Raw genomic sequence first — 23,827 nt, 5'->3', positions numbered from 1 at the left:
GAGGCCGGTGAGCGGGAGAACGAGCGGGAGGAGTGGTGTCACGAGGTCAGCTCCGCGAAGACGTCGGCGGGGTGGCCGGGTTCGTTGCCCGTACGGGTGGCGCGCCAGTGGTCGGCCACCTGGCTGCCGGTCGCGAACCACACGCCGGGCCGCTCGCGCATGACCGACAGCAGCGAGCGCAGCAGACCGATGCGGCCGGGCGTACCGATCACCTCGGGCTGCAGGCGCAGCACGTAGCACAGGCCGAAGCGGTGGTAGGCGTCGAACTCCTGGGTCCAGTTCTCCAGCACGGCGGCGTAGGGAGCGATGCGCGACTGGCCGGTGGGGAAGGGCGGGTCGAGGTTGAACATGAAGTAGGGGTGGTCCTCCAGCTCGTGGTGGAGCGGGATCTCCACCAGGCCGGCGGGGTGGAAGTACGGCAGGTCGTCACCCCGCCATGAGGACGACCAGTCGATGCCGAGCGCGGGCAGCTCGCCCGCGAGCCCCGGCTTCCATTCGCCGATCGGCGTGCGGAAGCCGCGCGGGAGCGAGCCGGTCACCTCGGCCAGCGCGTCCTGGCCGCGCCTGATCGCGTCGAGCTGCCCGGTGAGGTCGAGCGGGTCGAAGTCCTCGTGCGCGTGGCCGTGGTTGGCGATCTCGTGGCCGGCCTGCCGTACCTCGCGGATCAGCCCCGCGTGCAAGCCGGGCACGAACCACGTCGACGGCACCCCGTCCAGCGCTCCGAGCAGCCGCTCGACGCCGCGGGTCGCGCCGTACCGGCCGACGGACAGGGTCTTGACGCGGTCGCGGGTGCTCGGGTCGGCGGCCAGGATCGCCAGCTCGGCGTCGAGATCGACGGTGATCAGTACGGCGCAGCGCGCCTCACCCGGCCAGGTCATGCCGCTCCCTTCACCCGGCCAGGTCATGCCGCTCCTTTCAGACGGCCAGGTCATGCTGCCCCTTCCACCAGGTGGCCACGTCCACGCCGGTGGCGAACCAGACGTCGTCGTGCGCGCGCATGTGCTCGAACAGCCGCTCCAGCAGCAGGATCCGGCCCGGCTTGCCGGACACCTTGGGGTGCCACAGCGTGCTCAGGCACAGTCCCTCCGCGTGGTAGCCGTCGAACTCGCGCTTGTAGTTGTCGAGCGTCGAGCCGTAGCCCGCGATGCGATCCAGTCCGGCCGGGTAGTCGGGGCGGCGGGTGTAGGCGAGATAGGCGTAGTCGTCCATGTCCCAGCGGACCGGGATCTCCACCAGCCCGCCCGGGTGCAGGTAGGGGCGGTCGTCGCCGCGCATCGAGCTGGAGTAGAGGAACCCCTCCTCGGCCAGGATCCGCGCGGTCACCGGCGACCAGTCGCCCGACGGCGTCCGGAAGCCGACCGCCTCGACGCCGAGTACGTCCTTGAATATGGCCTGGCTACGCGTGAGGATCTCGCGCTGCTCGGCCTCGGTCTTGCCGTAGTACGGCTCGTGCCGGTAACCGTGGTGCGCCATCTCGTGCCCGCGCTCCACGATCAACCGGCATCGCTGCGGCCAGGTCTCCACCACCCAGGCGGGCGTGTAGAAGGTGGCGGGCAGCTCGAAGGCGTCCAGCAGGTCGAGGATCCTGGGCAGCGCCCGCCACGGCCCATAGGAACCGAGCGTGAAATATTCGGGCTTGGTGAAGATGCTGCCGTCCAGCATCGCCGCGCCCGTCGGCCCGTCGAGGTCGAAGGCCAGCGACACGCACGACTTCTTCCCGTACGGCCAGCGACTCACGTAGGCGAGCCGTTGAGGGTGACCTGCTTGATGGCGTTGTCCTTGAGACCCCACTTGTCGAGCAGCTGCTCGTAGGTGCCGTCCTTCTGCAGGGCGCCGAGTGCCTTGATGACCGCGTCGCGCAGGCGGGTGTCCTGCTTGCCGAATCCCATACCCTGGTTGACCTCGGTGAACGGGTCGCCGACGACGTTGAACTTGCCGGGGTCCTGCTTGGCGATGTAGGGGAGGGTCTCGCTGCCCTGTACGGCGGCGTCGAGCCTGCCCTGGGTGAGCTGGGTACGCGCGTCCGCAGAGCCCTCCGTACCGACGATCTTGATCGGCTTGCCGGCGCAGTTCTGCTCGCTCCACTTCTTGATCTCGTCAGGGAAGGACGTACGGCGGCTGGCACCCACCGTCTTGCCGCACAGCTCCTTCGGATCGGCGACCTTGGTCGTGGAGAAGAACTGCGCGCCCGAGCTCATGTAGCCGACGAGGTCGAGCGTCTTGCGGCGCTCGGGCAGGTCGCTCATCCCCGAGAGGATCATGTCGATCCGCCCGGTGGTGACCGCGCTCTGCAACTGCTCGAACGACGTCTCTTGCCACTTGAACGTGACGCCGAGCTGCTTGCCGATGGCGTTGCCGAGGTCGATGTCGAAGCCGGTGAGCTGGTTGGTCGAGGGGTCCTTGAACTCCAGCGGCGGGTAGTTGGGCACGTTGCCGACCACCACGGTCTTGGACTCGGCGATCTTCGGCGGGAGCCCGCCGTCCGAGGCGGCCTTGAGGTCCTTCGGCGCCTGCGCGGTGCAGGCGGTCGCGGCCACCGCGAGGCAGGCGAGGAGGATGATGGGACGAGACCGGATGGGAGAAGACAAGGTGAACTCCTAGAGAACCGCTGAGAGGAAGGTTTTCGTACGCTCGTGAGTGGGGTTGACCAGGACCTGGTCGGGGGTCCCCGTCTCGATGACGCGGCCGTCGTCCATGAACACGACCTGGTTCGCGACCTCTTTGGCGAACCCCAGCTCGTGGGTGACGACGACCATGGTCATGCCGGAGGCGGCCAGGTCACGCATGACCGCCAGCACCTCGCCGACCAGCTCCGGGTCGAGCGCCGAGGTGGGCTCGTCGAACAGCATCAGCCGCGGCCGCATGGCCAGCGCGCGGGCGATCGCGACCCGCTGCTGCTGGCCGCCCGACAGGGTGGAGGGATAGGCGCCGGCCTTGTCCTTCAGCCCCACCCGCTCCAACAGCTCCAGCGCACGGGTCCGGGCGGTATCGCGCGATTCGCGCAGCACCCTGATCGGGCCCTCGACCACGTTCTCCAGCGCGGTCATGTGCGGGAACAGATTGAAGCGCTGGAACACCATCCCGATCGGCCGCCGCTGCCGGGCGATCTGGGCGTCGCTGAGCTGGTGCAGCTTCCCGTCGCGCGCCACATAGCCGAGCAGCTCGCCGTCGACCCAGGCGGCGCCCTCGTCGATCGTCTCCAGCTGGTTGATGCAGCGCAGGAACGTGCTCTTGCCCGAGCCGGACGGCCCGATGACGCACAGCACCTCGCCCGCGGCCACCTCCAGCGAGATGCCCTTGAGCACGTGGTGGGCGCCGAAGCGCTTGTGGACGTCGACCGCCTTGATCATTTCCTCACCCCTCGGGAGAAGCGGCGCTCGACGACCAGCTGGCCCAGACTGAGGATGGTGACCACGATCAGGTACCAGAACGTCGCCACGAACAGCAGCTCCATGACGCGGTTGTTGGCGTAGTAGATGTTCTGGGCGCTGTGCAGCACCTCCTGGTACTGGATCGCGCTGGCCAGCGACGTGAGCTTCACCATGCTGATGAACTCGTTGCCGATCGGCGGCAGGATGACCCGCATCGCCTGCGGCAGCACGATCCTGCGCATCGTCTGGAAGCGCGTCATCCCGATCGCCTGCGCGGCCTCGGTCTGCCCGTGGTCGACCGAGAGGATGCCGCCGCGTACCACCTCGGAGGTGTAGGCGCCTTGGCAGATGCCCAGCCCGAGCAGCGCGGCGACGAACGGGGTCATCAGGTCGACCGTACGAGCCTCGACGATGCCGGGAATGACGAAGTAGGGGAAGACCAGCGCCAGGTTGAACCAGAGGAACAACTGCAGCAGCTGCGGCGTGCCGCGGAAGATCCACGTGTAGAGGGCCGAGACGGCGCGGGTGACGGGGTTCTGCGACATCCGCATCACCGCGAACAGCACGCCCAGAGCCACCCCGACGATCATGGCGAGCACGGCCATCACGATGGTGTTGACCACGCCGGTCAGGATGGCCTCCGCGGTCAGGTACTGCCCGACCACGCTCCACTCGATCTGCCCGCCGGCGAACGAGACGACGATCGCCACGAGGGCGGCCACCACGAGGATCGCCGCCACATAGCGGCCGTAGTGCTTGCGCGCCACCCGGGGCAGGTGGGCGACATCTGTGGACATGGGGATCTCCTCACGAGCGAGCGGTCAGAGCGGGTGACAGCACCCACAGGACTCGGGTGACCTCATCGCCGGGGTTGGTGAAGGTGTGGGGGGTGTCGCCGGGAAACAGGAACGAGTCGCCCTCGCGCATCTCGACCCGCTCGCCCGCTGCCTCGATCGCGAATAATCCCTTGAGGACGTGCACGAACTCGATGTCGACGGGAAGCGTGTACGGCTCGTGGCCCGACCCGCCGCCCGGCTCGATCTCGCTGAGCAGGACGAGCAGCCTGCTCTCGTCCTTCGGCGTCAGCTGATACTCGGTCATGCCGCTGCCACCGAACTCGAGCCGGGCCCGGCTCTCGAACCTGACCAGCCGCCCGGCCGAGCCGCCGAACAGGTCGGCCACGTCCAGGTCGAGCGCCTCGCACAGGCGCAGCAGGGAGGCGACCGAGATGGACACCTGGCCGCGCTCGAACCTGGACAGGAAGCCCTTGGTGAGCCTGGCCCGCTCGGCCACCTCGGTGAGGCTGAGCCGGCGCCGGCGCCGCAGTTCACGGGCCCGTGGGCCGAGCCCGGGCGAGTCCGGAATCGAGATCACGTCGCGGGACCCTGGTAGTCGCGTGCCCAGGCGCGCTGCCGGGCCAGCAGGTCGGCGAGGCGGTCGATCTGCTCGAGGACCCGGTCAGGAGAGGTGGCGCCGTAGCCGGAGCGCGCGGCGAGGGCCGCCTCGACGGTGAGGTGCGGACGCACGTCCGGCGTCAGCCGCACGTCCACCGCGGCCAGCTCCGCGTCCGACAGTTCGTGCAGGTCCAGGCCCTTGTCCTCGCACGTTCGCACGAGCACGCCGGTGATCTCGTGGGCCTCGCTGAACGGCACGCCGCGCCGCGAGAGCCAGTCGGCCGCCTCGGTGGCCAGCGTGAAGCCCTCGGTCGCCTGCCTGCGCAGCTCGTCGACGTTCACCGACAGCGTGCGCACCAGTCCGGCCATGGCGGGCAGCACGATCACCAGGGTGTCCACGGTGTCGAAGACGGCCGCCTTGTCCTCGGCCAGATCCCTGTTGTAGGCCAGCGGCATCGCCTTCAGCGTGGCCATCAGGCCGTTGAGGTTGCCGAGCAGGCGGCCCGCCTTGCCCCGGGTGAGCTCGGCGATGTCGGGGTTCTTCTTCTGCGGCATGATCGAGCTGCCGGTGGCGAAGGAGTCGTGCAGCTCCACCCAGCGGAACTGGCGCGAGGCCCAGGTGCAGATCTCCTCGGACAGCCGCGACAGGTTCACCCCCAGCATCGAGGCGGCGAACAGGAACTCGGCCACGTGGTCGCGGCTGGCGACGGCGTCGATGGAGTTCTCGCAGGGCCCTTCGTAGCCCAGCTCGGCGGCCGACAGCTCCGGATGTACGGCTATCGCCGATCCGGCCAGCGCCGCCGAGCCCAGCGGGGAGCGGGCGGTGCGCCGGTCCCAGTCCGCGAGCCGGTCGGCGTCGCGGGCGAACGCCTGCGCGTGGGCCAGCAGCTGGTGCCCGAACACGATCGGCTGGGCGGGCTGCAGGTGGGTGAAGCCGGGCGCCGCGGTGCGGACGTGCCTGCGGCCCTGCTCCACCAGGCTGTCCTGCAGCTCGGCCAGCGCCAGCACCAGCTTCCTGGCATGATCGCGCAGGTACAGCCGCAGGTCGTTGGCCGTCTGGTCGTTGCGCGAGCGGCCGGCGCGCAGCTTGCCGCCCACCTCACCCAGCCGCTCGACCAGGACTCGCTCCAGGAAGGTGTGCACGTCCTCGTCGGAGCCGTTCGGGCCGACGCGCCCGGCACGTACGTCCTCGTCCAGCGTGTCGATCTCCGCCAGCAGCCGCTCCGCCTCGGCCTCGTCGACGATCTCGGCCCTGAGCAGCTCACGGACGTGGGAGCGCGAGCCCGCCAGATCGTAGGCCGACATGCGGAAGTAGCTGTCGGGCGAGCGGGACAGAGCGAGCAGGGACGGGTCGGCGGGTGAGCGGAAGCGTCCACCCCAGAGCTGTTCGGACAACGCGGTTGCCTTCCGGTAAACGAGGTTTTCCGACATAGTGGTCTGCGGCGCCAAGGGTGTCAATAGCCGCTTTTATCCGGAAACGCGCTGTTCACAGGGGAGTTTCATGTCTCAGGGACCCGTCGACGCCTCGCAGGTGCCACGCTTCGCGGGGCCCGACACCTATGCCCGGTTGCCCCGCCTCGACCAAGTGGAGCGGGCCGATGTCGCGATCGTGGGCGTGCCGTTCGACAGCGGGGTCTCCTACCGTCCCGGTGCCCGCTTCGGCCCGGCCGCAGTGCGTCAGGGCAGCAAGCTGATCAGGCCGTACAACCCGGCGCTGGACGTCTCGCCGTTCGCCGACCTACAGGTCGCCGACGCCGGGGACATCGCGTGCAACCCGTTCGACATCGGCCAGGCCATCGACACGATCGAGCAGGCCGCCGGGGAGTTCGACGCCAAGCTCGTCACCATCGGGGGCGACCACACCATCGCGCTGCCGCTCCTGCGTGACGTACACCGCAAGCACGGACCAGTGGCGCTGCTGCACTTCGACGCCCACCTGGACACCTGGGACACCTACTTCGGCGCCGAGTACACCCATGGCACGCCGTTCCGCCGCGCGGTGGAGGAGGGCATCCTCGACACCGAGGCGCTCAGTCACGTCGGCATCAGAGGGCCGCTGTACGGCAAGGCCGACCTGGACGAGGACCGCAGGCTCGGCTTCGGCATCGTCACCTCGGCCGACGTCATGCGGCGCGGCCCCGACGAGATCGCCGACGCCCTGCGCCAGCGGATCGGCGACCGCCCGCTCTACATCTCCGTCGACATCGACGCGCTCGACCCCGCCCACGCCCCGGGCACGGGTACCCCGGAGGCGGGCGGGCTGACCAGCCGCGAGCTGCTGGAGATCCTGCGCGGGCTGTCGGGCTGCAACCTGGTCGGCGCCGATGTGGTGGAGGTGGCCCCCGCATACGACCACGCCGAGATCACCGCGGTCGCGGCCGCGCACGTCGCCTACGACCTGATCAGCCTGTTCGCGCTGGGGAGGCGGGCATGAGAACCGGAGCGGGCATGAGGACCGGGGGCGACCTGGTCGCCGAGACCCTGGTCGCGCTCGGCGCCACGACCGTGTTCGGCGAGCCCGGTCAGCACGCGCTCGCCATGTTCGACGCGCTGCGCCGCTCGCCGCTGCGCTACGTCGGCTGCCGTACCGAACTGGGCGTCGCCTTCGCCGCCGACGGCCATGCGCGGGCCACCGGGACCGTGACCCCGTTCATGGTCTCCACCGGCCCTGGCGCGCTGGCGACCCTGCCGGCCCTGATGGAGTCGCGCCTGGCCTGCGCGCCGGTGGTCGGAATCTCCAGCCAGATCCCGTCCGACGGGCTGGGCGGCCGCAGGAAGGGGTACCTCCACGAGCTGCCCGACCAGGCGGCCTCCTTCCGCGGCGTGGCCACCTCGGTCCAGGTCGTGCGGGCGGCCGCACAGATTCCCTCCGCCCTGGCCCTGGCCTGGGAGGCGGCGCTCAGCGTGCCACAAGGTCCCGCGTGGGTGGAGATTCCGCAGGACATCCTGCTCGCGCCGACGGACATCCCGGTGGTGGCCGACCTGAGCGTGCGTCCGCGCACGCCGCAGCCCCGTGCCGAGCTGGTACGGCAGGCCGTACAGGCGCTCGACGCCGCGTCGAACCCCGTCATCCTGGCCGGCGGCGGGGTCGCGCTGTCCGGGGCGGGGCCGGAGCTCCTCGCCCTGGCCGAGCGGCTCCGCTCGCCGGTGGCCACCACGTTCGCCGCGAAGGGCGTCTTCCCCCACGAGCACCCGCTGTCGCTGCGGTCGTGGCTGGAGGACCGCTTCGTCACCGACTTCCTCGAAGAGGCGGACGTGCTGCTGGTCGCCGGTTCAGGGCTGGGAGAGCTGTCCAGCAACTACCACACGATGCGCCCGCGGGGCCGCGTCATCCACATCGAGGCCGACCCCGGCAAGCTGGACGCCAACACGAGCGGTTCGCTCGCCGTACACGCCGATGCCAAGGTGACGCTGGGCGCGCTCGCCGAGGCGGTGCGACCCAGGGAAGGCGACGGGCGCGCGGAGGCGGCCGTGGCGGACGTGCTGCGGCGGGTGCGCGACCGGCTCAGCGGCCACGAGCAGGAGTTCGCGCTCCTGGAGTCGATCCCGTCCGACGTGCTGTCGTTCTGGGACATGACCATCCTCACCTACTGGGCATGGTCGGCCTTCCCCGGCCACATGTGGTCGGCGCAGGGCGCGGGCGGCCTCGGGTACGGACTGCCCGCCGCGGTCGGCGCGGCGGCCTCCGGACAGCGCACGCTCGCGATCTCGGGCGACGGCGGTGCGATGTACGGCCTGGCGGAACTCGCCACCATGCGCCAGCACGACCTGGACGTCACCTGGCTGATCGTCGACGACGGGGGCTACGGCATCCTGCGCGACTACATGACCGGCGCGTTCGGCACTCCTACCGGCACCGAACTGGTCAGGCCGGACTTCGCCGCCCTGGCCGCGTCGTTCGGGGTCCCCGCCCGCCTCGCCACGCCCGCGTCCCTGGCCGAGGAGCTCGCCGACGCCCTGGCCGAGCCGGGCCCGAACGTCGTGATCCTGCGCGCCAATCCCCGCATGTTCGCTAGCACCTAAATGCCAAGCACCTAAATGCCAAGCACCTAAGTGCCAAGCACCTAAGTGGGGAGCCTCAGTCTCTCGCCAGCCGGTATTGGGCGGGCGTGACGCCGTACGAGCGGGTGAACCAGCGAGTGAGATGGGCCTGGTCGGTGAATCCCACCTCGCTCGCGACCCGGGCCGCGGGCCGTCCCCGGGCGAGCAGGCGGCGAGCGGCACGCAGGCGCAGTTGGCGCTGGTAGTCGCTGGGCGCCAGCCCGTAGGTCGTGCGGAAGGCCCGATAGACGGCGTACCGGCTGACGCCGGTCCATGCCGCGAGGTCGTCGGCGTTGATCGGCTCGGTGTAGCAGTCGTGGATCAGCTCGCGTGCCTTCGCGGCGAGATACGCGGTGGTGGCCGCGCGGGGGGCGGCGGGTGGTTCGGGGGGTCTGCGCGCGGTGAGGCGTACGAGGGCGGCGATCGTGCCGGAGAGCAGTTCGTCGCGCTCGAGCGGGTCGGCGCCGCCCAGCAGCGCGGTGTGCAGGTCGCGTAGTCGCGTCGCGAGGGCGGGAGAGTTGAGAACCGGGCTGGCGAACAGCGGCAATCCGGCGGGGCGCTGACTCACGTCGGCGAGGACGCCGGTGATCAGCTCCTGGCCGATGTGCACGATCCGATAGGTGAATCCCAGCTCGTGGGCCGCATGACCGTCGTGGACCTCGTCGGGGTTGAACACCATGACCATCCCGGCCGCGCTCGTATGCCCGGCGCCGCGGCAGGTGAAGGTCTGCGCGCCCTGCTCGGTGACACCGAAGGAGTAGGTCTCGTGGCTGTGGCGGTGATAGCGGTGGCTGAGGAAGCGCGCGTACATGGCCTCCAGCGGCATCTCGGCCGAGCGCCAGTAGCTGGTCCACTCCCGGGCCGTGTGGCCTCTGCCGGTCATCTCGTCATCACCTCGTTCCGGCCGCGGATGTGCGTGCGGCTCGCGGCGCACGAGCGTACAAGACCCGCCCCTCGCCTGGAGCGCAGGATGGTCGCTGCTGTCGCGCCCGCCTCCTCGGTCCCAGGGCGCGGAAAGACGCGTTGCGGAGGTTCCCCATGGCAGGCACGGAAACGAGTGGCGTGGGCAGGACCCAGCCCTACCTGCTGCTGTCCATGACGATGCTGTTGTGGGGAAGCGGCTTCAGCAGCTCCAAGGTGATCGTGGATCACCTGCCCCACTCCGTGGTCGCGACGCTGCGTTTCGGCGGTGGAGCTCTGGCACTCCTGATCGCTCTGCGGTTGTCCCGGCAGCGCGGCGGTGCCCGCCGGCGGTCGTCGCCGCGGGACTGGGCACGGGCCGCCGGGGCGGGCGTGATCGGGGTGTTCGTCTACAACCTGCTCTTCTTCTGGGGGCTGTCACTGGCGCCGGCGATCGACGGAAGCGTCATCGTCCCGGTCATGAGTCCCGTGCTGACCACCACCTTTCTGCTGATCACACGGCAGGAGAACGCGTCGGTCGCGCGGGTGGCCGGGTTGGCGACCGGAGCGGTCGGCGCGCTGATCTTCTTCGCGGGTTCGGCCGGAGTCGCGGGCGCGGGCCAGGCCCGGCTCATCGGTGATCTGCTGTTCCTGCTCAGCGCCTGCTGCTGGGCGGCGTTCACGTTGTCCGGCCGCCGCGTGCTCGCCGGCATCGAGCCGCTCAAGGCGACGACGTACGCGACGTTGAGCGGGGCGGTGCTGCTGGCGATCTACAGTGCGCCGGCGGCCGCCGAGGTCGCCTGGCATGATGTGCCCGCCTATGTCTGGCTGAACGTGGTCTTCGTGGCGCTCGGCCCGACCGCGGTGGCGAACCTGCTCTATTACCGGGGCATTCACGCCGTGGGTCCCGCGTCGGCGTCCATCATGATGTTCGTCGTGCCCGTTGTCGGGACCGCGTGCTCGGCCGTGTTCCTGGGTGAATCCTTCGATACGGTGCAGGCCACGGGAGCGGCCGTGCTCCTCGTCGGCGCGGTCCTCGCCGTCACCCAGGGCAGACTCCGGGTGCGACGACCCGACACGGCCGCTCGGCAACCCACCCCGTAATCGCGCCGCATGATGACGCCGCTCCGCTATGCGGGGGATATGCGAGTGATATGCGGGCCCCTTGATTAACTTCTGCTTCGGGTTCGCCCTATAGGCGGCCTTCCCTTCCGATAGAACGGGATCACCATGTCGCCGAGGTAGTCCTGTCCCCACAGGGCTCTCGGCAGCAAGGAACTGAGCGCCTAAGCGTCTCCCCCCATACGCACTTGTTCAGAGAGAAGTGAGCATGTTCGCAATCGGCAGGCCGACCTGGCCGAAGACCCTTAGATTCGCCGTCCTTGCCGCGTCGGTCACTTTCGCGGCGGCGGCGCTGATTCCCCAGGCCGCCTCAGCGCAGAGCACCAGCGTCATGGCCGTGTCCCACAAGAGCCCGTTCAACTGTGGGAAGACCTTCAACGCCAACAACTGGACCGGGACCCCCGCCCACAACCCATCGGGCTCCATCGACTGGCAGAACTACGGAAGCGATCCCATCAACGGTGAGACCGTACGGGCCACCGCCGCGGGCACCGCGACGTTCTACAACGCGGGAAGCACCAGCTACGGCAGGTGGGTGGAGATCCGTCACAGTGACGGCACCAGGACCCGGTACGCCCACCTCGCGACCCAGGTGAAGTCGGCCGGCAGCTCCATGACCGTCAGCCAGGGCACCGTGATCGGGACCGTCGGCTCGACGGGCGGCTCCAAGGCTCCCCACCTGCACTACGAACAGCGCACCTCCTCCGGCGCGATGGACACCAGCCCGACCGTGGAGGGCGTGACCGTGTCCTTGGGCCAGAAGAAGGCCATCAAGAGCACCAACGGTTGCGGTGGCGGCACCCCCACCCCCAACCCCAACACCCCCGAGAGCGTCTGCGGCAGCGGGTTCGCGGTCATCGACTCGGCCGCCCTGACGGGTGGCCGCACTTATCTGCTGTACAACTCGGGCAACGGCACCAACTGCGTCGCGACGCTGAAGACGACGAGCCTCGGCAAGGCGTCGGCGGTGTCGGCCTTCCTGGAGCCGCAAGGGGCGAGCAGGAAGACCGATTCGGGCAGCTTCGAGTACTACGCGGGACCGGTCAAGGTTGCCGCTTCCGGAAAGTGCGTCAAGTGGGGCGGCTCGGTCGGCAGCAGCACGTACACCAGCGGTTTCGAACACTGCGACTAGCCTCACTGGACTGACGGGCCGGAGGACCCCGGCCCGTCAGTCGTGTCAGCCCACGATGACCGTGAGGTCGAACGTGCCCTGGTGCGGGATGCGGAGGGCATGGAAGCGGCGGGCGCCGTCGCGGAAGTAGCGCACGCCGCCGGCCGCGACGGTCGCCTCCAGCGCGGTGCCCCAGCGGAAACGGATCGTGGTGCGGCCCCGGCGGATGTCGAAGCCGTCGGCGGTGGCCGTGGTCGAGCCGCCGAACGTGGCCGATGTGCCGTTGGTGAAGGTGAGGACGTCCGTGGGATGGAGGACGAGGGGGATCTGCTCGGTGGCGGCGGCGTTCGCCTTGACCGTGCGCCGGATCGTCCGGCGGGTGACCAGGACGTCCGTGGTGACGTTCGCGTTGCCGTAGCGGATGCCCAAGGCGGCGGGAGGCGGGCCGCCGGTCCACTCCTTGCCACCGGGGGCGCCCTGGAAGTAGGTGGCGGGCAGGGGGCCGTTGGAGTCGGGCGCCTGGCCGGGGAAGACGGTGGCCCAGCAGGCGTAGTTGTTGTCGTTGAGCCCGCAGATGATCGTTCCGGCTTCGGGATGCCACAGGAAGGTCAGGCCGGTGCGGGCGAGAGAGGCGCGGTCGCCGAAGTAGCCGCCCAGGTACAGGCCGGGCTTGCGGACGTACAGGAAGTCCTGGCCGCGGTCCTTGCGCAGTTCGACGAAGTTGTCGGAGCGCAGGTAGGGCAGGTCCGCGATGGCGGCGGCCCGCTGCCGTCTGCTGGGGAACCCCTCGTCGTAGAGGCCGTGGGTGAGGATGCGCGGTGAGGTGTCCTGCTTGGCGAGCGGCGTCACCGGCTCGGTGGACCTGGCCCAGGCGGCGCGGGCCTCGGCGAGGTCCTCGCGGGCGGTCAGGAAGGCCGACAGCAGCGGCACCTGGCGGATGAACGTCCAGTTGAGCGCGGTCCTGTCAGGGTCGGGCCGGACCTCGTCGTACCAGCGGGCGCTGGTGCGGGTGGAGGGGGCGACGTTGACCATGTACCCGGCGCCGTCGGGTTCGCGCAGCAGGTTGTAGGACAGGAAGCCGGTGAAGGCGCGGGCCATGTTCACCAGATTCGGGTCCGAGGTCTGCTGGTAGGCATCGGCCATCTCGGGGAGCATGACCTCGAAGTTGTAGTTCATGTCGTGGCCGCCCTTCTCGTGGAAGAAGCCGACGGTGCTCAGGCCGGTCGCGGCGAGCCGGGGGAACGCCTCGGTCAGGCCCTTGGCCAGCGCGGGGTCGGGGTCGAGCTGGAGCGCGAGCGCGGCCCCGGCCAGACCCGAGGTGGTCTGGTTGGCGTAGTTGAGGGGTTCCTGCCAGACGCTGTGGTTGGCGGGGTCCAGGAACCAGGTCATGGCCGTGTGCAACGCGGCGGTGAGCTGGGTCTGCCGTGCGGGCAGCACCTTGGCCGCGCGCAGGATCCGCAGGGTCTTGGCCAGATAGCCGATGCCGAACCCGGTGGGGGCCAGGCCGTGCTCGTTGCGGCTGTACTCGGGGAAGGAACCGTCGGGGTGCTGGAGCGACAGGTAGTGGCCGATCGCCGCGTCGAGCGCGGCCAGCAGGTTCGCGTTCCCCGCGTACGGGTTCCACGGGCGGGCGTTGGCGTAGAACCAGGCCAGCGTGAAGACGTGCTCCTGCACGCGGGCGTTGTACGACGCCGCCGGCGAGCGCCACCAGCCACCGGCGAAGAAGCCGCTGTCGTCCATGTCGTTGACCATGGGCGCGAGGGTGGCCAGGTACGACGCGAAGCGCTGCTCCTGGGGGGCGAACGACGCGCGATTCAGGGTGGACAGCGGCGGCAGGCCGGGAACCGCCGCGAACGCGGTGCCGGGGACGAGCAGGGGGGTGGCGACCGGGAGCAGGGCGGTGGCGCGGAGGAGGGTGCGGCGAGAGAGCATGATCAGCCTTTCAGACCGGTGTGCGCGAGCCCCTCGATGAACTGACGCTGGGCCAGCACGAAGACGACCAGGATGGGCAGGGCGGTCATCGTGGCGGCGGACAGCTGTACGTTCCACAGGGGCGAGCCGTAGGCGTCCACGAACTGGGTGAGCGCCTGCGGCAGCGTGAACTTCGACGGGGTCGACAGGAACACGATCGGTTCGAGGTACAGATTCCACGAGTGCAGGAACGTGAAGATGGCGACGGCGCCGAGCGCCGGCCTGGCCAGCGGCAACGCCACCCGGCAGAAGGTGCCGAAGCGGCCGAGCCCGTCGACCCTGGCGGCCTCCTCCAGCTCGCCGGGCAGCGTGATGAAGAACTGCCGCATGATGAACGTGGCCAGCACGCTGGGCGCGCCCAGGATCGGCACCAGGATCAGCGGCCAGTGCGTGTCGGTCATCCCCAACGCGTGGAACATCTGGAACAGCGGGACGATCGTCACCTCGCTGGGGATCAGCAGGCCGACGAGCACGACCAGGAAGAGCACGTTCTGGCCGGGGAAGCGGACGCGGGCGAAGGCGTAGCCGGCCATCGCGGCCACCGCCATCGTGCCGACGGTCACCACCGCGGCGATGTAGAGGCTGTTGAGGTACTGCTGCCCGAACGGCTGCAGCTCGAAGACCCGGCCATAGGTGGAGAAGTCAAACCTGGAGGGCACCAGCGCGGGTGGGAAGGCGAAGATGTCGCTGATCGGCTTCACCGACGAGGTGACCATCCACCAGGTCGGGAAGACGAACGGCACGCACAACACGCACAGCAGCGCGTACAGCGCGAGCTTGACCCTACGACTCATGGAAGACCCACTTCCGGCGCAGCCGCCACTGCAGCAACGTCAGCGCCGCGACGATCAGGAACAGCAGGACCGACAGGGTGGCGCCGTAGCCGAGGTGCCGGAACTGGAAGGCCTGCTGGTACAGGTAGTAGACGAGGACGGTGGTGGACATGCCGGGCCCGCCCTGGGTGAGCACGGCGATCTGGGCGAACACCTGCAGCGAGCCGACCACGGTGACGATCGAGGTGAGCAGGATCGTCGGGCTGATCAGGGGCACCGTGATGCGCCGGAACCGGGTCCAGGCGCCGGCGCCGTCGAGCTCCGCCGCCTCGTACAGCTGGCGCGGCACCCCTTGGAGCGCGGCCAGGAACAGGACCATGTTGAGCCCCACGTTCTTGACGACCTGGACGACGACGACCGACAGCAGGGCGGTGGTCTCGCCGCGCAGCCAGTTGGGACCCTTCACGCCCGCCACGCCGAGCACGCCGTTGATGCCGCCGTCCTGCTGGAGCAGGAACTGCCAGACGATGGTCCAGGCGACCAGCGACACCAGCACCGGCGAGAAGAAGACCGTCCGGAAGAACGTGGTGCCGCGCAGCCGCTGGTTCAGCAGAATCGCCAAGGCGAGGGCGAGGGCGAGGTTGAGCACGACCAGGCCGACCGAGAAGAGCGCGGTGCTGGTCAGCACCTGCCCCATCTTCGGGTCGGCGAGCAGCTTGGCGTAGTTGTCGCCCCCGACGAACTCGAACGTGCCCGCCAGCACGTTCCACTCCTGGAGGCTGTAGTAGATGACCAGGCCGAGCGGCAGCAGGACGAACAGCGCGCTTCCGACGAGCTGCGGCGAGATCATCAGGTAACCGACGAGGGCGTCGCGCCGGGGGATGGTCCAGAAGCGGCGGGGCCGGGTGGCGGCGCGCTCGGCCACCCGGTTGCCGAGATCTGTCACCGTCACGTCATCCGCCCAGCAACGGCTGAATCTTCGCGCACACGCCGTCCAGCACCGCCTTGACGTCGGCGTCCGGCTTCCACAGCGGGTCGAGTGCGGCCCTGGCGGTCTGGGCCAGCTCAGCCTGTCCCGTGTGGCTGGGCTTGACCACGCCCTTCTCGATGCCGTCGATGACCACTTCCTGGAGCTGGTCGCTGTTCAGCATGGGACTGGTCTTGGCCATGGTGTCGGCGTTCAGCAGGGAGCTACGCGCGGGCGGGAAGTACGCGGCGAGCTTGGCGGAGTTGGCGGCGTTGGCGAAGTAGGCGAGGAAGTCGGTGGCCTGCTCAGCCCTCGGCGACTTCTTCAGCACGCCGATCCCGGCCTGGCCCATGACCGCGTACTTGCCCTTCGGCCCGGCGGGCAGTGGCACCAGGTCCCACTTGAACGTCGCGTCCTTCAGCATGGCGGCGCGGGAGATCTGGGCCACGGCCATCGTGGTGTCGCCCGAGAAGAAGTCGACGGCGGTGCCCGGCCCCGGCATGGACTTGTCGGTGAAGATCGCCTTGTGCACGAACGTCATGGCCTCGACCATCTCGGGAGCGTTGAACTGGCAGGTGCCGCCGTCGTCGCTCCACGCCTTGGCGCCCCAGCCCTGCCAGATGGTGGCGAGGTTGTCCCAGGCCTTGTAGTCGAAGTTGAGGATGGTCAGGCCGTTCTTGCCCTTCGCCGCGACGGCCTTGTTGATCTCGTTGGCGTGCTCCCAGTCCCACTGGCCCGCCTTGATCAGCTCGCGCGGCGTCTTCTGGCCCGCGGCCTTGACCAGGTCGGTGTTGATGAAGACGCCGAAGGGCGAGGTGGAGAACGGGTAGGCGTACAGCTCGCCGTCGCGCTCCCACAGCCGGGTGGCGGCGGGGACCAGCTCGTCCGCCTTCTCGATCTTGCTCTTGAGCGGGACGAGGGCGCCGGAGCCGACGAAGTCCGGAGCGGAGTTCTCCAGGATCCACGCCAGGTCGGGGGGATTGCCGCCGGCGATCTGCGTGGTCAGCGTGGTCGTGTAGTTCTCGAACGGGATCGGGTCGAAGGTGATCTCGCCGACCTGCGGGTGGGACTTGCGGTACTCGGCGGCGATCTCCTTGAACAGCTTCAGGTGGGCCTCGTTGGAGGTCCAGATCGACATGCGCAGCGGCTGTGGGCCCTTCGCGGCCGGCGCGGCGTCGCCGCCGCCGCAGGCGGTGACCGTGAGGAGGGCGGTCAGCGTGAGGGCCGCCAGCTTCCCGGGTGCATTCATGGGGGATTCTCCTTATGGCGTCAGTAACCGGTGACGTCGGGCCAGCGCAGCTCCACGCCGTCGCGGCCGAGCCGGTGCTGGTAGTCGGCCAGGAGCCGCCCGTCCGCGCGCACGGCGTGCGGCGTGGTGGCGTGGTCCAGGCAGAAGGCGGCGAGCGCGCCGGCCGCCTCGCCGACGTTCCACTCCACCGGGTGCAGACGGTAGGCGCCGTTGGTGATGTGGGTGGTGCCGATGTTCTTGGAGGCGGGCAGCAGGTTGGTCATCCGCTGCGGGATCAGCGCCCCGAGAGGGATCTCGAACGGGGAGCAGGCGACGTCGATGTAGTTGTCGCCGCCGGTCGAGGGGTGCAGGTCGATGCGGTACATGCCCACGCCCACCGAGTCGTGATAGGAGGCGGCGCCCTTGTCGCCGCGTACCGCCATGGACAGGTCCTGTTCGGTGACGGTGGTCAGGGCCCGGATGCGCCGGGACTCGCGGATGTAGGGGGCCTGGGCGAGCCCGTCGGCGCTGCCGGTGACGTCGCCGCGCAGCCGCAGGCCGGGGTAGCCGGTGCCGCCGTCGTGGCGGGGGGCCTCGGTCTGCAGCCAGTACATCACCGACATCGACAGCTCGCGGGCCGCCGCCAGGTGCCGATCGGCGTCCGGCACGTCGATGATCGGCCCTTCCAGGTAGTCGATCATCGGCCAGTTGACCAGCGTGATGTCGCTGTCGTAGGTGCCGGGCAGGAAGTTGTCACGGGCGGCGATCCTGCGGAACGTCCACAGGTTGCCGTCGCCCGGATTGACCCGCTGGTCGGCCTCCACCAGGCGGGGATCGTCACCCGGGTTCGGGGTGAAGGAACGCTCCATGATCTCCAGCGTCCGCGGGCTCGGGCAGCGCCACGACAGCAGCCGGTCACCCCAGAAGGGCGGCTGGTAGGCGCGCCAGAAGTCGTACGAGGCGGGCCTGTCCACGGTGTGGTCGCCGTCCACGTGGTCGATCGCGAAGCACACGGACACGGCCTGCATGTTCATCGGCTGCGCCGTCGCCGGGGCGCTCGGCTCACCGGTCTCGTCCTGCGACTCGAACCCGGTCACGTACTCGGCTCCGGCCAGCGGCAGCAGCTCGCCGGTCTCGGTGGCGTCCAGCACGTACGGCGCCACCGCGGTGATCTCCTCGCCCCCGTCGCGGTGCGCGAGCCGCACGGCGGTGACGCGGTCGCCGTCCACCTCGGCCCCGATCGGCCGGTACGGCTGCAGCACTCGTAACCTGCCCGACCCCCGGTACGGGGCCAGCATCGCCTCGATGACCGCGACGGCGACCCTCGGCTCGTGGCACAACTTGCTGACGTGCCCGCCGCCCGGGTTCAGCTCCCGCCACGCCCGCGCCCGCTCGGTCAGCGGGTAGTGGTCGCGGTAGTAGCGCCGGATGCCGTCGCGCAGCGCGCGGTAGCTCGCCGTGACGCCGAACCGCTCCACCCAGGTGTGCTCGTCCGGCGGCACCGCCTGGCTGGTGAGCTGTCCGCCCAGCCAGTCGTACTCCTCGGTGAGCACCACCGAGCGCCCGGCCCGCAGCAGGGCCAGCGCGGCGGCCACGCCGCCCAGGCCGCCGCCGACGACGAGCGCGTCTGCCGATATCTCAACCACGTGGGGTATTACCTCTCCTCAAGTACGGATGTCAGCGCTCTGCGTTAGGTACGGGTGCCAGCGTCGATCCCTCGACCAACTCGCACGCCAGCAGTTCTTGCGGAATGCCACCACGTTCCAGCACCCCGGTGAGCAGCTCGACGGCCCTGCGCCCCATCTCCCGCCGGGGAATGCGGAATCCGGCGAAGTCGATGTCGGTCGACACCGGCCTGGTGGACGCGCCCAGCGCGAGGATGGACAGGTCACGCGGCACGTCCAGGCCACGGGCTCGGGCCAGCTCGACGATGGCCGCCCCGTCGGCCAGCTCCTCGGCGAACACCGCGGTCGCACCGGAGTCGAACAGCCCGTCCACGGTCGTCAGGTGCAGCCCTTCGACACCGGTCGCGGCCACACCTTCGGTGAAACCACGCAGCCGGTCGGCGAAGGACTCCGCGCCCTTCCCCGCTCCGACATAGGCCATCCGCCGGTGCCCGAGCGCCGCCGCCCGCTCGACCAGCGCGCGCACCGTCGGCGGGTAGTCCGCTCCGACGTAGGGAACCGGCCCGCCGGCGTCGTCGCGGCGGCCGACCGAAACGAACGGGATGCCTTCGGTCAGCAGCCGAGACAGATCGTCCCGGTCGATCGTCCGGCCGAGCAGGACGCATCCGTCAGCCAGCCGAATCCGGCTCTCCCCACTGAAGATCCGCCGCCGCTCACCCTGCTCCACCTTGGCGCTGGTGAACAGCAGCAGATCACAGCCCGCCTCCTCGGCACACTCCTCGATGCCGACCAGGAACGGGTGATAGAAATCAGCACCTTCCGCGGGGAAGACGGCCTCGTAGGTGAACACGCCGTAGATCCGGTTCCGCCGTTCGGCGAGCCCGCGCGCCGCCGGGTCGGCCACGTATCCGGTCTCCCTGATCACTTGGAGTACTCGGTCGCGGGTTTCGGGCGAGATCCGCACCTCGCCGTCGGCCCTGCCGTTGAGCACCAGTGACACCGTCGTCTGGCTCACGCCAGTCATGCGCGCGATGTCCTGCTGCGTCAGACGCCGCCCTGAACCAGTCACTGTGCGTATCACCCATCGTCCTGCTAATGCGCATTAGTTCGGTCATTGTGAAACCGGACATAAGAGGATGTCAAGGGGTAATAGCTGAAGTAATTCGTATTATCAGCGACGTTGGTCCTCGCAGGTGTGGCGACGCCAAGTAACGCCGCCACAACCCGCCCCCGGTATCTGACCTGGCCTTGGGGGACCATTGTTCGCGAACGGACAGAAAGCCGGACCGAGGAGTCGCCGCTCAGGAACCGGCGGCCCCGCCACGCATCACCCGGATGGAGGATGCCGGGACGGCGTGATGGGCGATGTCGCGGGGCCCGCCCCGACGGGAGCCTTGAGGCATGGAAGCCATCGAGGTGACAGACCTGCGCAAGACGTACGGGGACACCAACGCCGTGGACGGCGTCACGTTCACGGTCCACGCCGGTGAGACCTTCGGCATCGCCGGGCACAACGGGGCGGGCAAGACCACCACCGTCGAATGCCTCCTCGGGCTGCGGCGAGCCGACGGCGGCAGCGTGCGGGTCCTGGGCGAGGACCCCGCGCGCCGGCGCCGGGCCCTGGCCCAGCGCATCGGCGCCCAACTCCAGGAGAGCGCGCTGCCGGAGCGGATCAAGGTCGCCGAGGCGCTGCACGCCTTCGCCTCCTTCTACCGCCGGCCCGCCGACTGGCGGGAGGTCATGGAGCGCTGGGGCCTGACCCCCTTGGCGCGCAAGGCGTACGGCGACCTGTCCGGTGGGCAGAAGCAGCGGCTGATGCTCGCCCTGGCCCTGGTCGGCGACCCCGAGGTGGTCGTGCTGGACGAGCTGACCACCGGCCTGGACCCCATCGCCCGCCGGGAGACCTGGCGGCTGGTACAGGAGCTGAAGACCTCCGGCACCACCGTGGTGCTGGTCAGCCACTACTTCGACGAGACCGAGGCCCTGTGCGACCGCCTGGCCGTCCTCGCCCGCGGGCGGATCCGGGCCATGGGCACCCCGGCGGAGATCATTGCCCGGACCGGCACCGCCAGCTTGGAAGAGGCGTACTTCGCCCTGGAAGGAGCGGACAAATGAAGGCCTTCACCGCGCTCACCACGATCGAGCTGAGGCTGCTGCTGCGCGATCCCGCCTCGGTGTTCTTCATGATGGCCTTCCCGCTGATGCTCCTGGTGCTCAAGCGCGGTGACAGCGGCGCGGTCCCCGGCTACATCGCGATGATCGCGGCCATCGGCGGCATGGGCGCTCTGCCCGGCATCGTGGCCGCCTACCGCGAGCGCAAGGTGCTCAAGCGGCTGGCGACCACGCCGATCTCCCCGGTTCTGCTGCTCGGCGCCCAGTTGGTGGCGCAGGTCGCCGCGGCCCTGGTCGGCTCGGCGCTGCTGGTGGTCGCCGCGATCGTGGCGTTCGGCGCGCGGCCGCCCGCGAACGTGCCTCTGCTGACCGTCGCCTTCCTGCTGTGCTCGGTGACGGTCTCCGCGCTCGGCTTCGTGATCGCCGCGATCGTGCGCAACACCAGGGGCGCGAGCCTGATCGGCATGCTGGTCATGTTCCCGATGGTCTTCCTGGCGGGCGCGGCCGTGCCTCGCAAGGCCCTACCCGACTCGCTGCGCGTGATCGGCGACTTCCTGCCGCTGACCCCCGGCGTGGACGTGCTGAACGCCGCCTGGACCGGCGTCCCCGCCCTCTTCCCGATGATGATCCTGGCCGGGATAATCGTGGCGGGCACGGCGGTGGCCGCGGCGCTGTTCCGATGGGAGTGACGGAGCGGGAGGAGTGGCGGGGTGGGGGGAGTGACGGGGTGAACGTCTGGGAGGCGCGCTGGGTGCGCGCCTTCCACCTGCAGTACTACGCCTGCCTGGCGCTGGGGCTGATCCTGTCGTTCGGCGAGCGCAAGAGCCCGGCCCCGTTGACCCTGGTGGTGCTCGCGTCGCTGGCCGGCTGGCACTGGTTCTTCGTCGTCCGCCGGCCGCACCTGCTCGGCCGGCTCCGTCCCATGGCGCTGCACCTGGCCGTGCTCTGCGCCCTGTACGTCGCGCTGGTGCGCGCCGACCGCTCCTTCGATATGGTGATCTTCGGGCTGATGCCCCAGCCGTACGTGATGCTGCCCATCCCGTGGTCGTACGCGGGGGCTGTGGCGACGATCCTGTGCACGTTCGCGGCCAGGGGCTACCTGGACGACCCCGACGCCCTGTGGCGGCTCGCCGGGAGTTGCGGCCTGGTGGTGGCGATCGGCATGTTCTTGACCTACCTCTTGCGCCAGAGCGAGCAGACAAAGGCACTCGGCGTGCTGGAGGAGCGGGCCCGACTGGCCAGAGAGATTCACGACACCATCGCCCAAGGGCTGAGCGGGATCATCACCCAGCTGGAGGCGGCCGAGCAGGCCATGCCCGGGCCGGGCACACCCGACCTGCCCGTCGTACGCAGGAGGATCGCGCTGGCCAAGGAACTGGCCCGCGACAACCTCCAAGAGGCCCGCCGCTCGGTGGACGCGCTGCGGCCGGGGCCCCTGCGGGACGCGCGCCTCGACGCCGCCCTGGCGCGGGTGGCCGAGCGGTGGTCACGTACGTCCGGGGTGAGCGTCACCGTGACGGTGGAGGGCACGCCCCGGCCACTTTCCGGCGAGGTGGGCGCCACGCTGCTGCGCGCGGCACAGGAGGGGCTGTCCAACGCGGCCAAGCACGCGCGGGCGGGCCGGGTGGCGATCACGCTGACGTACATGGACGACGAGGTGATGCTGGACGTGTTCGACGACGGTAGGGGCTTCGACCCGGGCGCGCGCGGTTCCGGTTACGGGCTGGCGGCCATGCGTGAGCGGGCCCGCGGCGTGGGCGGAACGCTGACGGTGGAGTCGGCGCCGGGAGAGGGGACGGCACTGTGCCTGCGCATCCCCTCAAGCTGATGATCGTGGATGACCATCCGGTGGTCCGCGACGGGCTGCGCGGCATGTTCGACCACGTGGACGACATCGAGGTGGTGGCCGAGGCGTCCGACGGGTTCGAAGCGCTGGCCATGGCCAGGCGAGCGCGGCCGCACGTCGTACTCATGGACCTGCGCATGCCCGGTCTGGACGGCGTGGGCGCGATCGAGCGGCTGCGCGTGGACCACCCGGAGATCAAGGTGATCGTGCTGACCACGTACGACACCGACGCCGACGTGACCCGGGCCATGGCCGCCGGGGTGGCGGGCTATCTGCTGAAGGACGCGCCGCGCGAGGAACTGCACCGCGCGGTCCGTACGGCCGCCGCGGGCGGCGCGGTCCTGGCGCCGTCGATCGCCTCCGCGCTCATCCGCGGGCCCGCGGCGCAGCAGCCGAGCCCGCGCGAGCTGGAGGTGCTGCGCCTGGTGGCGCGGGGCGCGGCCAACAAGGAGATCGCGAGAACCCTGCTGATCAGCGAGACCACGGTCAAGACGCACCTCAAGCACGTCTTCGCCAAGCTCGGCGTCGAGACCAGGGCGGCGGCGGTCGTGGTGGCCATGGAGCGGGGGCTCCTCTAACGCGATCTGTCATTCAGCGACCAGCGGCTGCGCGTCTCCTTGGCGAACGCCGACGATCGGCTCATCAAAGCCTTCAACGCCTGGACCACCGCGTACGCGGCCTACACCGACGCGAACGACCTATGCGCTGTTCACGCTGGATCGGGAGCGACTGTGGGAGGCCAACTGGCGGATGTGCGCTTGGCTGGAGGACGGGTACCCGGCTGTGGAGGGGTACAGACCGCAGATCCGCTGATGGCGCAGGCGGTCTGGAGATCATAGCCGGTGGTAACTCTCCGTGCTCGCCGGCTTGATGAGCCGATGGCTTGATTTGAGGGACTATCCGCTGGATGGGAAATTGCCGTCCGTTGCCGGTATGTCTGCTATAGGTGATTACAGCAGCCGTCAAGTCGGCGCGGCTTTACGTGTCCGAATATGCGAATGGCAGGATTACGGAGCGTCCGTATCCTGTCACCTGACTCTAACTCGTACCAGATCAGGGCTATCCTTGATCACCCGCACGCCGTCCCCTTGGACGCGAGCGCACGGGTCATGGTGCCGTTGACGCGGATTGTCGGAAACATGGAAATATCAGGTCAGACTCCCCGCATGTCGGACTCCCTTTGAAGGGGATGAAGGGGAATTGCTCCTGCTGTCGGGGAGTACGTCGAGGACGCCCTGGCCCCGGCGGGCCCGGCCTTCCCGCTGGACGCGGGCCCGACACCTTGGGTGGCGATCATGCTGCGCACCGTATTCGAGCGGTCCGCCGCCGCCTCCGTCTATCGGCCGGCTCGTCGGCGCGGTGCCGG

At 69.7% G+C, this 23,827-nt stretch carries 22 protein-coding genes; 8 read left to right on the top strand and 14 right to left on the bottom strand.

Annotated elements, in window-relative coordinates; all coding sequences use genetic code 11:
• Positions 1–38: 38 nt before the first annotated feature.
• The 7 genes from AB0H88_RS35885 to argH are packed head-to-tail and all read right to left on the bottom strand — an operon-like array spanning position 39 to position 6,160.
• Positions 39–905, bottom strand: coding sequence for a polysaccharide deacetylase (locus tag AB0H88_RS35885; RefSeq protein WP_357652435.1), 867 nt, complete (start codon positions 903–905; stop codon positions 39–41).
• A gap of 10 nt (positions 906–915) precedes the next feature.
• Complete coding sequence (locus tag AB0H88_RS35880) at positions 916–1,737, bottom strand: polysaccharide deacetylase (RefSeq protein WP_357652433.1); 822 nt, start codon at positions 1,735–1,737, stop codon at positions 916–918.
• Positions 1,734–2,588 (bottom strand): ABC transporter substrate-binding protein, encoded by an 855-nt coding sequence (locus tag AB0H88_RS35875; protein ID WP_357652431.1) that lies wholly within the window; start codon positions 2,586–2,588, stop codon positions 1,734–1,736. Before AB0H88_RS35875 ends, AB0H88_RS35880 begins: the two co-directional genes overlap by 4 nt.
• 9 nt (positions 2,589–2,597) lie before the next feature.
• Entirely contained in the window at positions 2,598–3,350 is a 753-nt protein-coding gene (locus AB0H88_RS35870) for an amino acid ABC transporter ATP-binding protein (RefSeq protein ID WP_357652429.1), read from the bottom strand.
• Entirely contained in the window at positions 3,347–4,168 is an 822-nt protein-coding gene (locus tag AB0H88_RS35865; RefSeq protein WP_357652427.1) for an amino acid ABC transporter permease, read from the bottom strand. Before AB0H88_RS35865 ends, AB0H88_RS35870 begins: the two co-directional genes overlap by 4 nt.
• A 10-nt stretch (positions 4,169–4,178) precedes the next feature.
• Positions 4,179–4,745, bottom strand: a complete 567-nt coding sequence (locus AB0H88_RS35860) for an XRE family transcriptional regulator (protein ID WP_357652425.1) — start codon at positions 4,743–4,745, stop codon at positions 4,179–4,181.
• Positions 4,742–6,160, bottom strand: a complete 1,419-nt coding sequence (gene argH, locus AB0H88_RS35855) for an argininosuccinate lyase (protein WP_357652423.1) — start codon at positions 6,158–6,160, stop codon at positions 4,742–4,744. The genes AB0H88_RS35860 and argH overlap by 4 nt, the downstream gene beginning before the upstream one ends.
• Before the next feature lie 106 nt (positions 6,161–6,266).
• On the opposite strand from argH, the gene speB reads away from it, so the two are divergent.
• Together speB and AB0H88_RS35845 are read left to right on the top strand one after the other, a co-directional pair.
• A complete protein-coding gene (speB, locus tag AB0H88_RS35850; protein WP_357652421.1) occupies positions 6,267–7,199 on the top strand; it encodes an agmatinase in 933 nt (310 codons plus the stop codon).
• Entirely contained in the window at positions 7,196–8,788 is a 1,593-nt protein-coding gene (locus AB0H88_RS35845) for a thiamine pyrophosphate-binding protein (protein ID WP_357652420.1), read from the top strand. Before speB ends, AB0H88_RS35845 begins: the two co-directional genes overlap by 4 nt.
• Positions 8,789–8,843: 55 nt before the next feature.
• On the opposite strand, the gene AB0H88_RS35840 is transcribed toward AB0H88_RS35845, so the two are convergent.
• Positions 8,844–9,689, bottom strand: coding sequence for an AraC family transcriptional regulator (locus AB0H88_RS35840; RefSeq protein WP_357652418.1), 846 nt, complete (start codon positions 9,687–9,689; stop codon positions 8,844–8,846).
• 155 nt (positions 9,690–9,844) lie between these two features.
• On the opposite strand from AB0H88_RS35840, the gene AB0H88_RS35835 reads away from it, so the two are divergent.
• Positions 9,845–10,810 (top strand): DMT family transporter, encoded by a 966-nt coding sequence (locus AB0H88_RS35835; protein ID WP_357652417.1) that lies wholly within the window; start codon positions 9,845–9,847, stop codon positions 10,808–10,810.
• 226 nt (positions 10,811–11,036) lie between these two features.
• Positions 11,037–11,960 carry a M23 family metallopeptidase gene (locus tag AB0H88_RS35830; RefSeq protein ID WP_357652415.1) on the top strand — a complete coding sequence of 308 codons (924 nt, stop codon included), beginning with the start codon at positions 11,037–11,039 and terminating at the stop codon, positions 11,958–11,960.
• A 45-nt stretch (positions 11,961–12,005) separates the two neighbouring features.
• On the opposite strand, the gene AB0H88_RS35825 is transcribed toward AB0H88_RS35830, so the two are convergent.
• From AB0H88_RS35825 to AB0H88_RS35800, 6 genes are read right to left on the bottom strand one after another with little or no spacing between them, the layout of a single operon-like run.
• Positions 12,006–13,871 (bottom strand): hypothetical protein, encoded by a 1,866-nt coding sequence (locus AB0H88_RS35825; RefSeq protein WP_357652413.1) that lies wholly within the window; start codon positions 13,869–13,871, stop codon positions 12,006–12,008.
• Between the two features lie 2 nt (positions 13,872–13,873).
• Positions 13,874–14,704, bottom strand: a complete 831-nt coding sequence (locus tag AB0H88_RS35820; protein ID WP_357652411.1) for a carbohydrate ABC transporter permease — start codon at positions 14,702–14,704, stop codon at positions 13,874–13,876.
• Complete coding sequence (locus tag AB0H88_RS35815) at positions 14,694–15,635, bottom strand: sugar ABC transporter permease (RefSeq protein ID WP_357652409.1); 942 nt, start codon at positions 15,633–15,635, stop codon at positions 14,694–14,696. The genes AB0H88_RS35820 and AB0H88_RS35815 overlap by 11 nt, the downstream gene beginning before the upstream one ends.
• A gap of 1 nt (position 15,636) precedes the next feature.
• Positions 15,637–16,899, bottom strand: a complete 1,263-nt coding sequence (locus tag AB0H88_RS35810) for a sugar ABC transporter substrate-binding protein (RefSeq protein ID WP_357652407.1) — start codon at positions 16,897–16,899, stop codon at positions 15,637–15,639.
• A 20-nt stretch (positions 16,900–16,919) separates the two neighbouring features.
• The gene (locus AB0H88_RS35805) at positions 16,920–18,524 is read right to left on the bottom strand and encodes an FAD-dependent oxidoreductase (RefSeq protein WP_357652405.1); all 1,605 of its coding nucleotides are present in this window, start codon (positions 18,522–18,524) and stop codon (positions 16,920–16,922) included.
• Between the two features lie 31 nt (positions 18,525–18,555).
• Positions 18,556–19,572 (bottom strand): LacI family DNA-binding transcriptional regulator, encoded by a 1,017-nt coding sequence (locus AB0H88_RS35800; RefSeq protein WP_357652403.1) that lies wholly within the window; start codon positions 19,570–19,572, stop codon positions 18,556–18,558.
• A 332-nt stretch (positions 19,573–19,904) separates the two neighbouring features.
• On the opposite strand from AB0H88_RS35800, the gene AB0H88_RS35795 reads away from it, so the two are divergent.
• The 4 genes from AB0H88_RS35795 to AB0H88_RS35780 are packed head-to-tail and all read left to right on the top strand — an operon-like array spanning position 19,905 to position 23,039.
• Positions 19,905–20,618, top strand: coding sequence for an ABC transporter ATP-binding protein (locus tag AB0H88_RS35795; RefSeq protein ID WP_357652401.1), 714 nt, complete (start codon positions 19,905–19,907; stop codon positions 20,616–20,618).
• The gene (locus tag AB0H88_RS35790) at positions 20,615–21,304 is read left to right on the top strand and encodes an ABC transporter permease (RefSeq protein WP_357652399.1); all 690 of its coding nucleotides are present in this window, start codon (positions 20,615–20,617) and stop codon (positions 21,302–21,304) included. The genes AB0H88_RS35795 and AB0H88_RS35790 overlap by 4 nt, the downstream gene beginning before the upstream one ends.
• A gap of 38 nt (positions 21,305–21,342) precedes the next feature.
• Complete coding sequence (locus tag AB0H88_RS35785; protein WP_357652398.1) at positions 21,343–22,443, top strand: sensor histidine kinase; 1,101 nt, start codon at positions 21,343–21,345, stop codon at positions 22,441–22,443.
• Positions 22,443–23,039, top strand: coding sequence for a response regulator transcription factor (locus AB0H88_RS35780; RefSeq protein ID WP_357652574.1), 597 nt, complete (start codon positions 22,443–22,445; stop codon positions 23,037–23,039). Before AB0H88_RS35785 ends, AB0H88_RS35780 begins: the two co-directional genes overlap by 1 nt.
• Positions 23,040–23,827 lie beyond the last annotated feature (788 nt).

The sequence above is a fragment of the Nonomuraea sp. NPDC050680 genome (assembly GCF_040654555.1).
Lineage (GTDB): Bacteria > Actinomycetota > Actinomycetes > Streptosporangiales > Streptosporangiaceae > Nonomuraea.
Note: the sequence above shows the minus strand (reverse complement) of the source record. Positions and strands in the feature narration are given on the sequence as shown.

What these genes read in the sequence shown, in the direction of transcription:
- speB (WP_357652421.1), top strand. Translation starts at nt 6,267, where the DNA reads ATGTCTCAGGGACCCGTCGACGCCTCGCAGGTGCCACGCTTCGCGGGG.
- AB0H88_RS35840 (WP_357652418.1), bottom strand. Translation starts at nt 9,689, where the DNA reads ATGACCGGCAGAGGCCACACGGCCCGGGAGTGGACCAGCTACTGGCGC.
- AB0H88_RS35825 (WP_357652413.1), bottom strand. Translation starts at nt 13,871, where the DNA reads ATGCTCTCTCGCCGCACCCTCCTCCGCGCCACCGCCCTGCTCCCGGTC.
- AB0H88_RS35870 (WP_357652429.1), bottom strand. Translation starts at nt 3,350, where the DNA reads ATGATCAAGGCGGTCGACGTCCACAAGCGCTTCGGCGCCCACCACGTG.
- AB0H88_RS35790 (WP_357652399.1), top strand. Translation starts at nt 20,615, where the DNA reads ATGAAGGCCTTCACCGCGCTCACCACGATCGAGCTGAGGCTGCTGCTG.
- AB0H88_RS35865 (WP_357652427.1), bottom strand. Translation starts at nt 4,168, where the DNA reads ATGTCCACAGATGTCGCCCACCTGCCCCGGGTGGCGCGCAAGCACTAC.
- AB0H88_RS35845 (WP_357652420.1), top strand. Translation starts at nt 7,196, where the DNA reads ATGAGAACCGGAGCGGGCATGAGGACCGGGGGCGACCTGGTCGCCGAG.
- AB0H88_RS35795 (WP_357652401.1), top strand. Translation starts at nt 19,905, where the DNA reads ATGGAAGCCATCGAGGTGACAGACCTGCGCAAGACGTACGGGGACACC.
- AB0H88_RS35835 (WP_357652417.1), top strand. Translation starts at nt 9,845, where the DNA reads ATGGCAGGCACGGAAACGAGTGGCGTGGGCAGGACCCAGCCCTACCTG.
- AB0H88_RS35810 (WP_357652407.1), bottom strand. Translation starts at nt 16,899, where the DNA reads ATGAATGCACCCGGGAAGCTGGCGGCCCTCACGCTGACCGCCCTCCTC.
- AB0H88_RS35885 (WP_357652435.1), bottom strand. Translation starts at nt 905, where the DNA reads ATGACCTGGCCGGGTGAAGGGAGCGGCATGACCTGGCCGGGTGAGGCG.
- AB0H88_RS35780 (WP_357652574.1), top strand. Translation starts at nt 22,443, where the DNA reads ATGATCGTGGATGACCATCCGGTGGTCCGCGACGGGCTGCGCGGCATG.
- AB0H88_RS35830 (WP_357652415.1), top strand. Translation starts at nt 11,037, where the DNA reads ATGTTCGCAATCGGCAGGCCGACCTGGCCGAAGACCCTTAGATTCGCC.
- AB0H88_RS35820 (WP_357652411.1), bottom strand. Translation starts at nt 14,704, where the DNA reads ATGAGTCGTAGGGTCAAGCTCGCGCTGTACGCGCTGCTGTGCGTGTTG.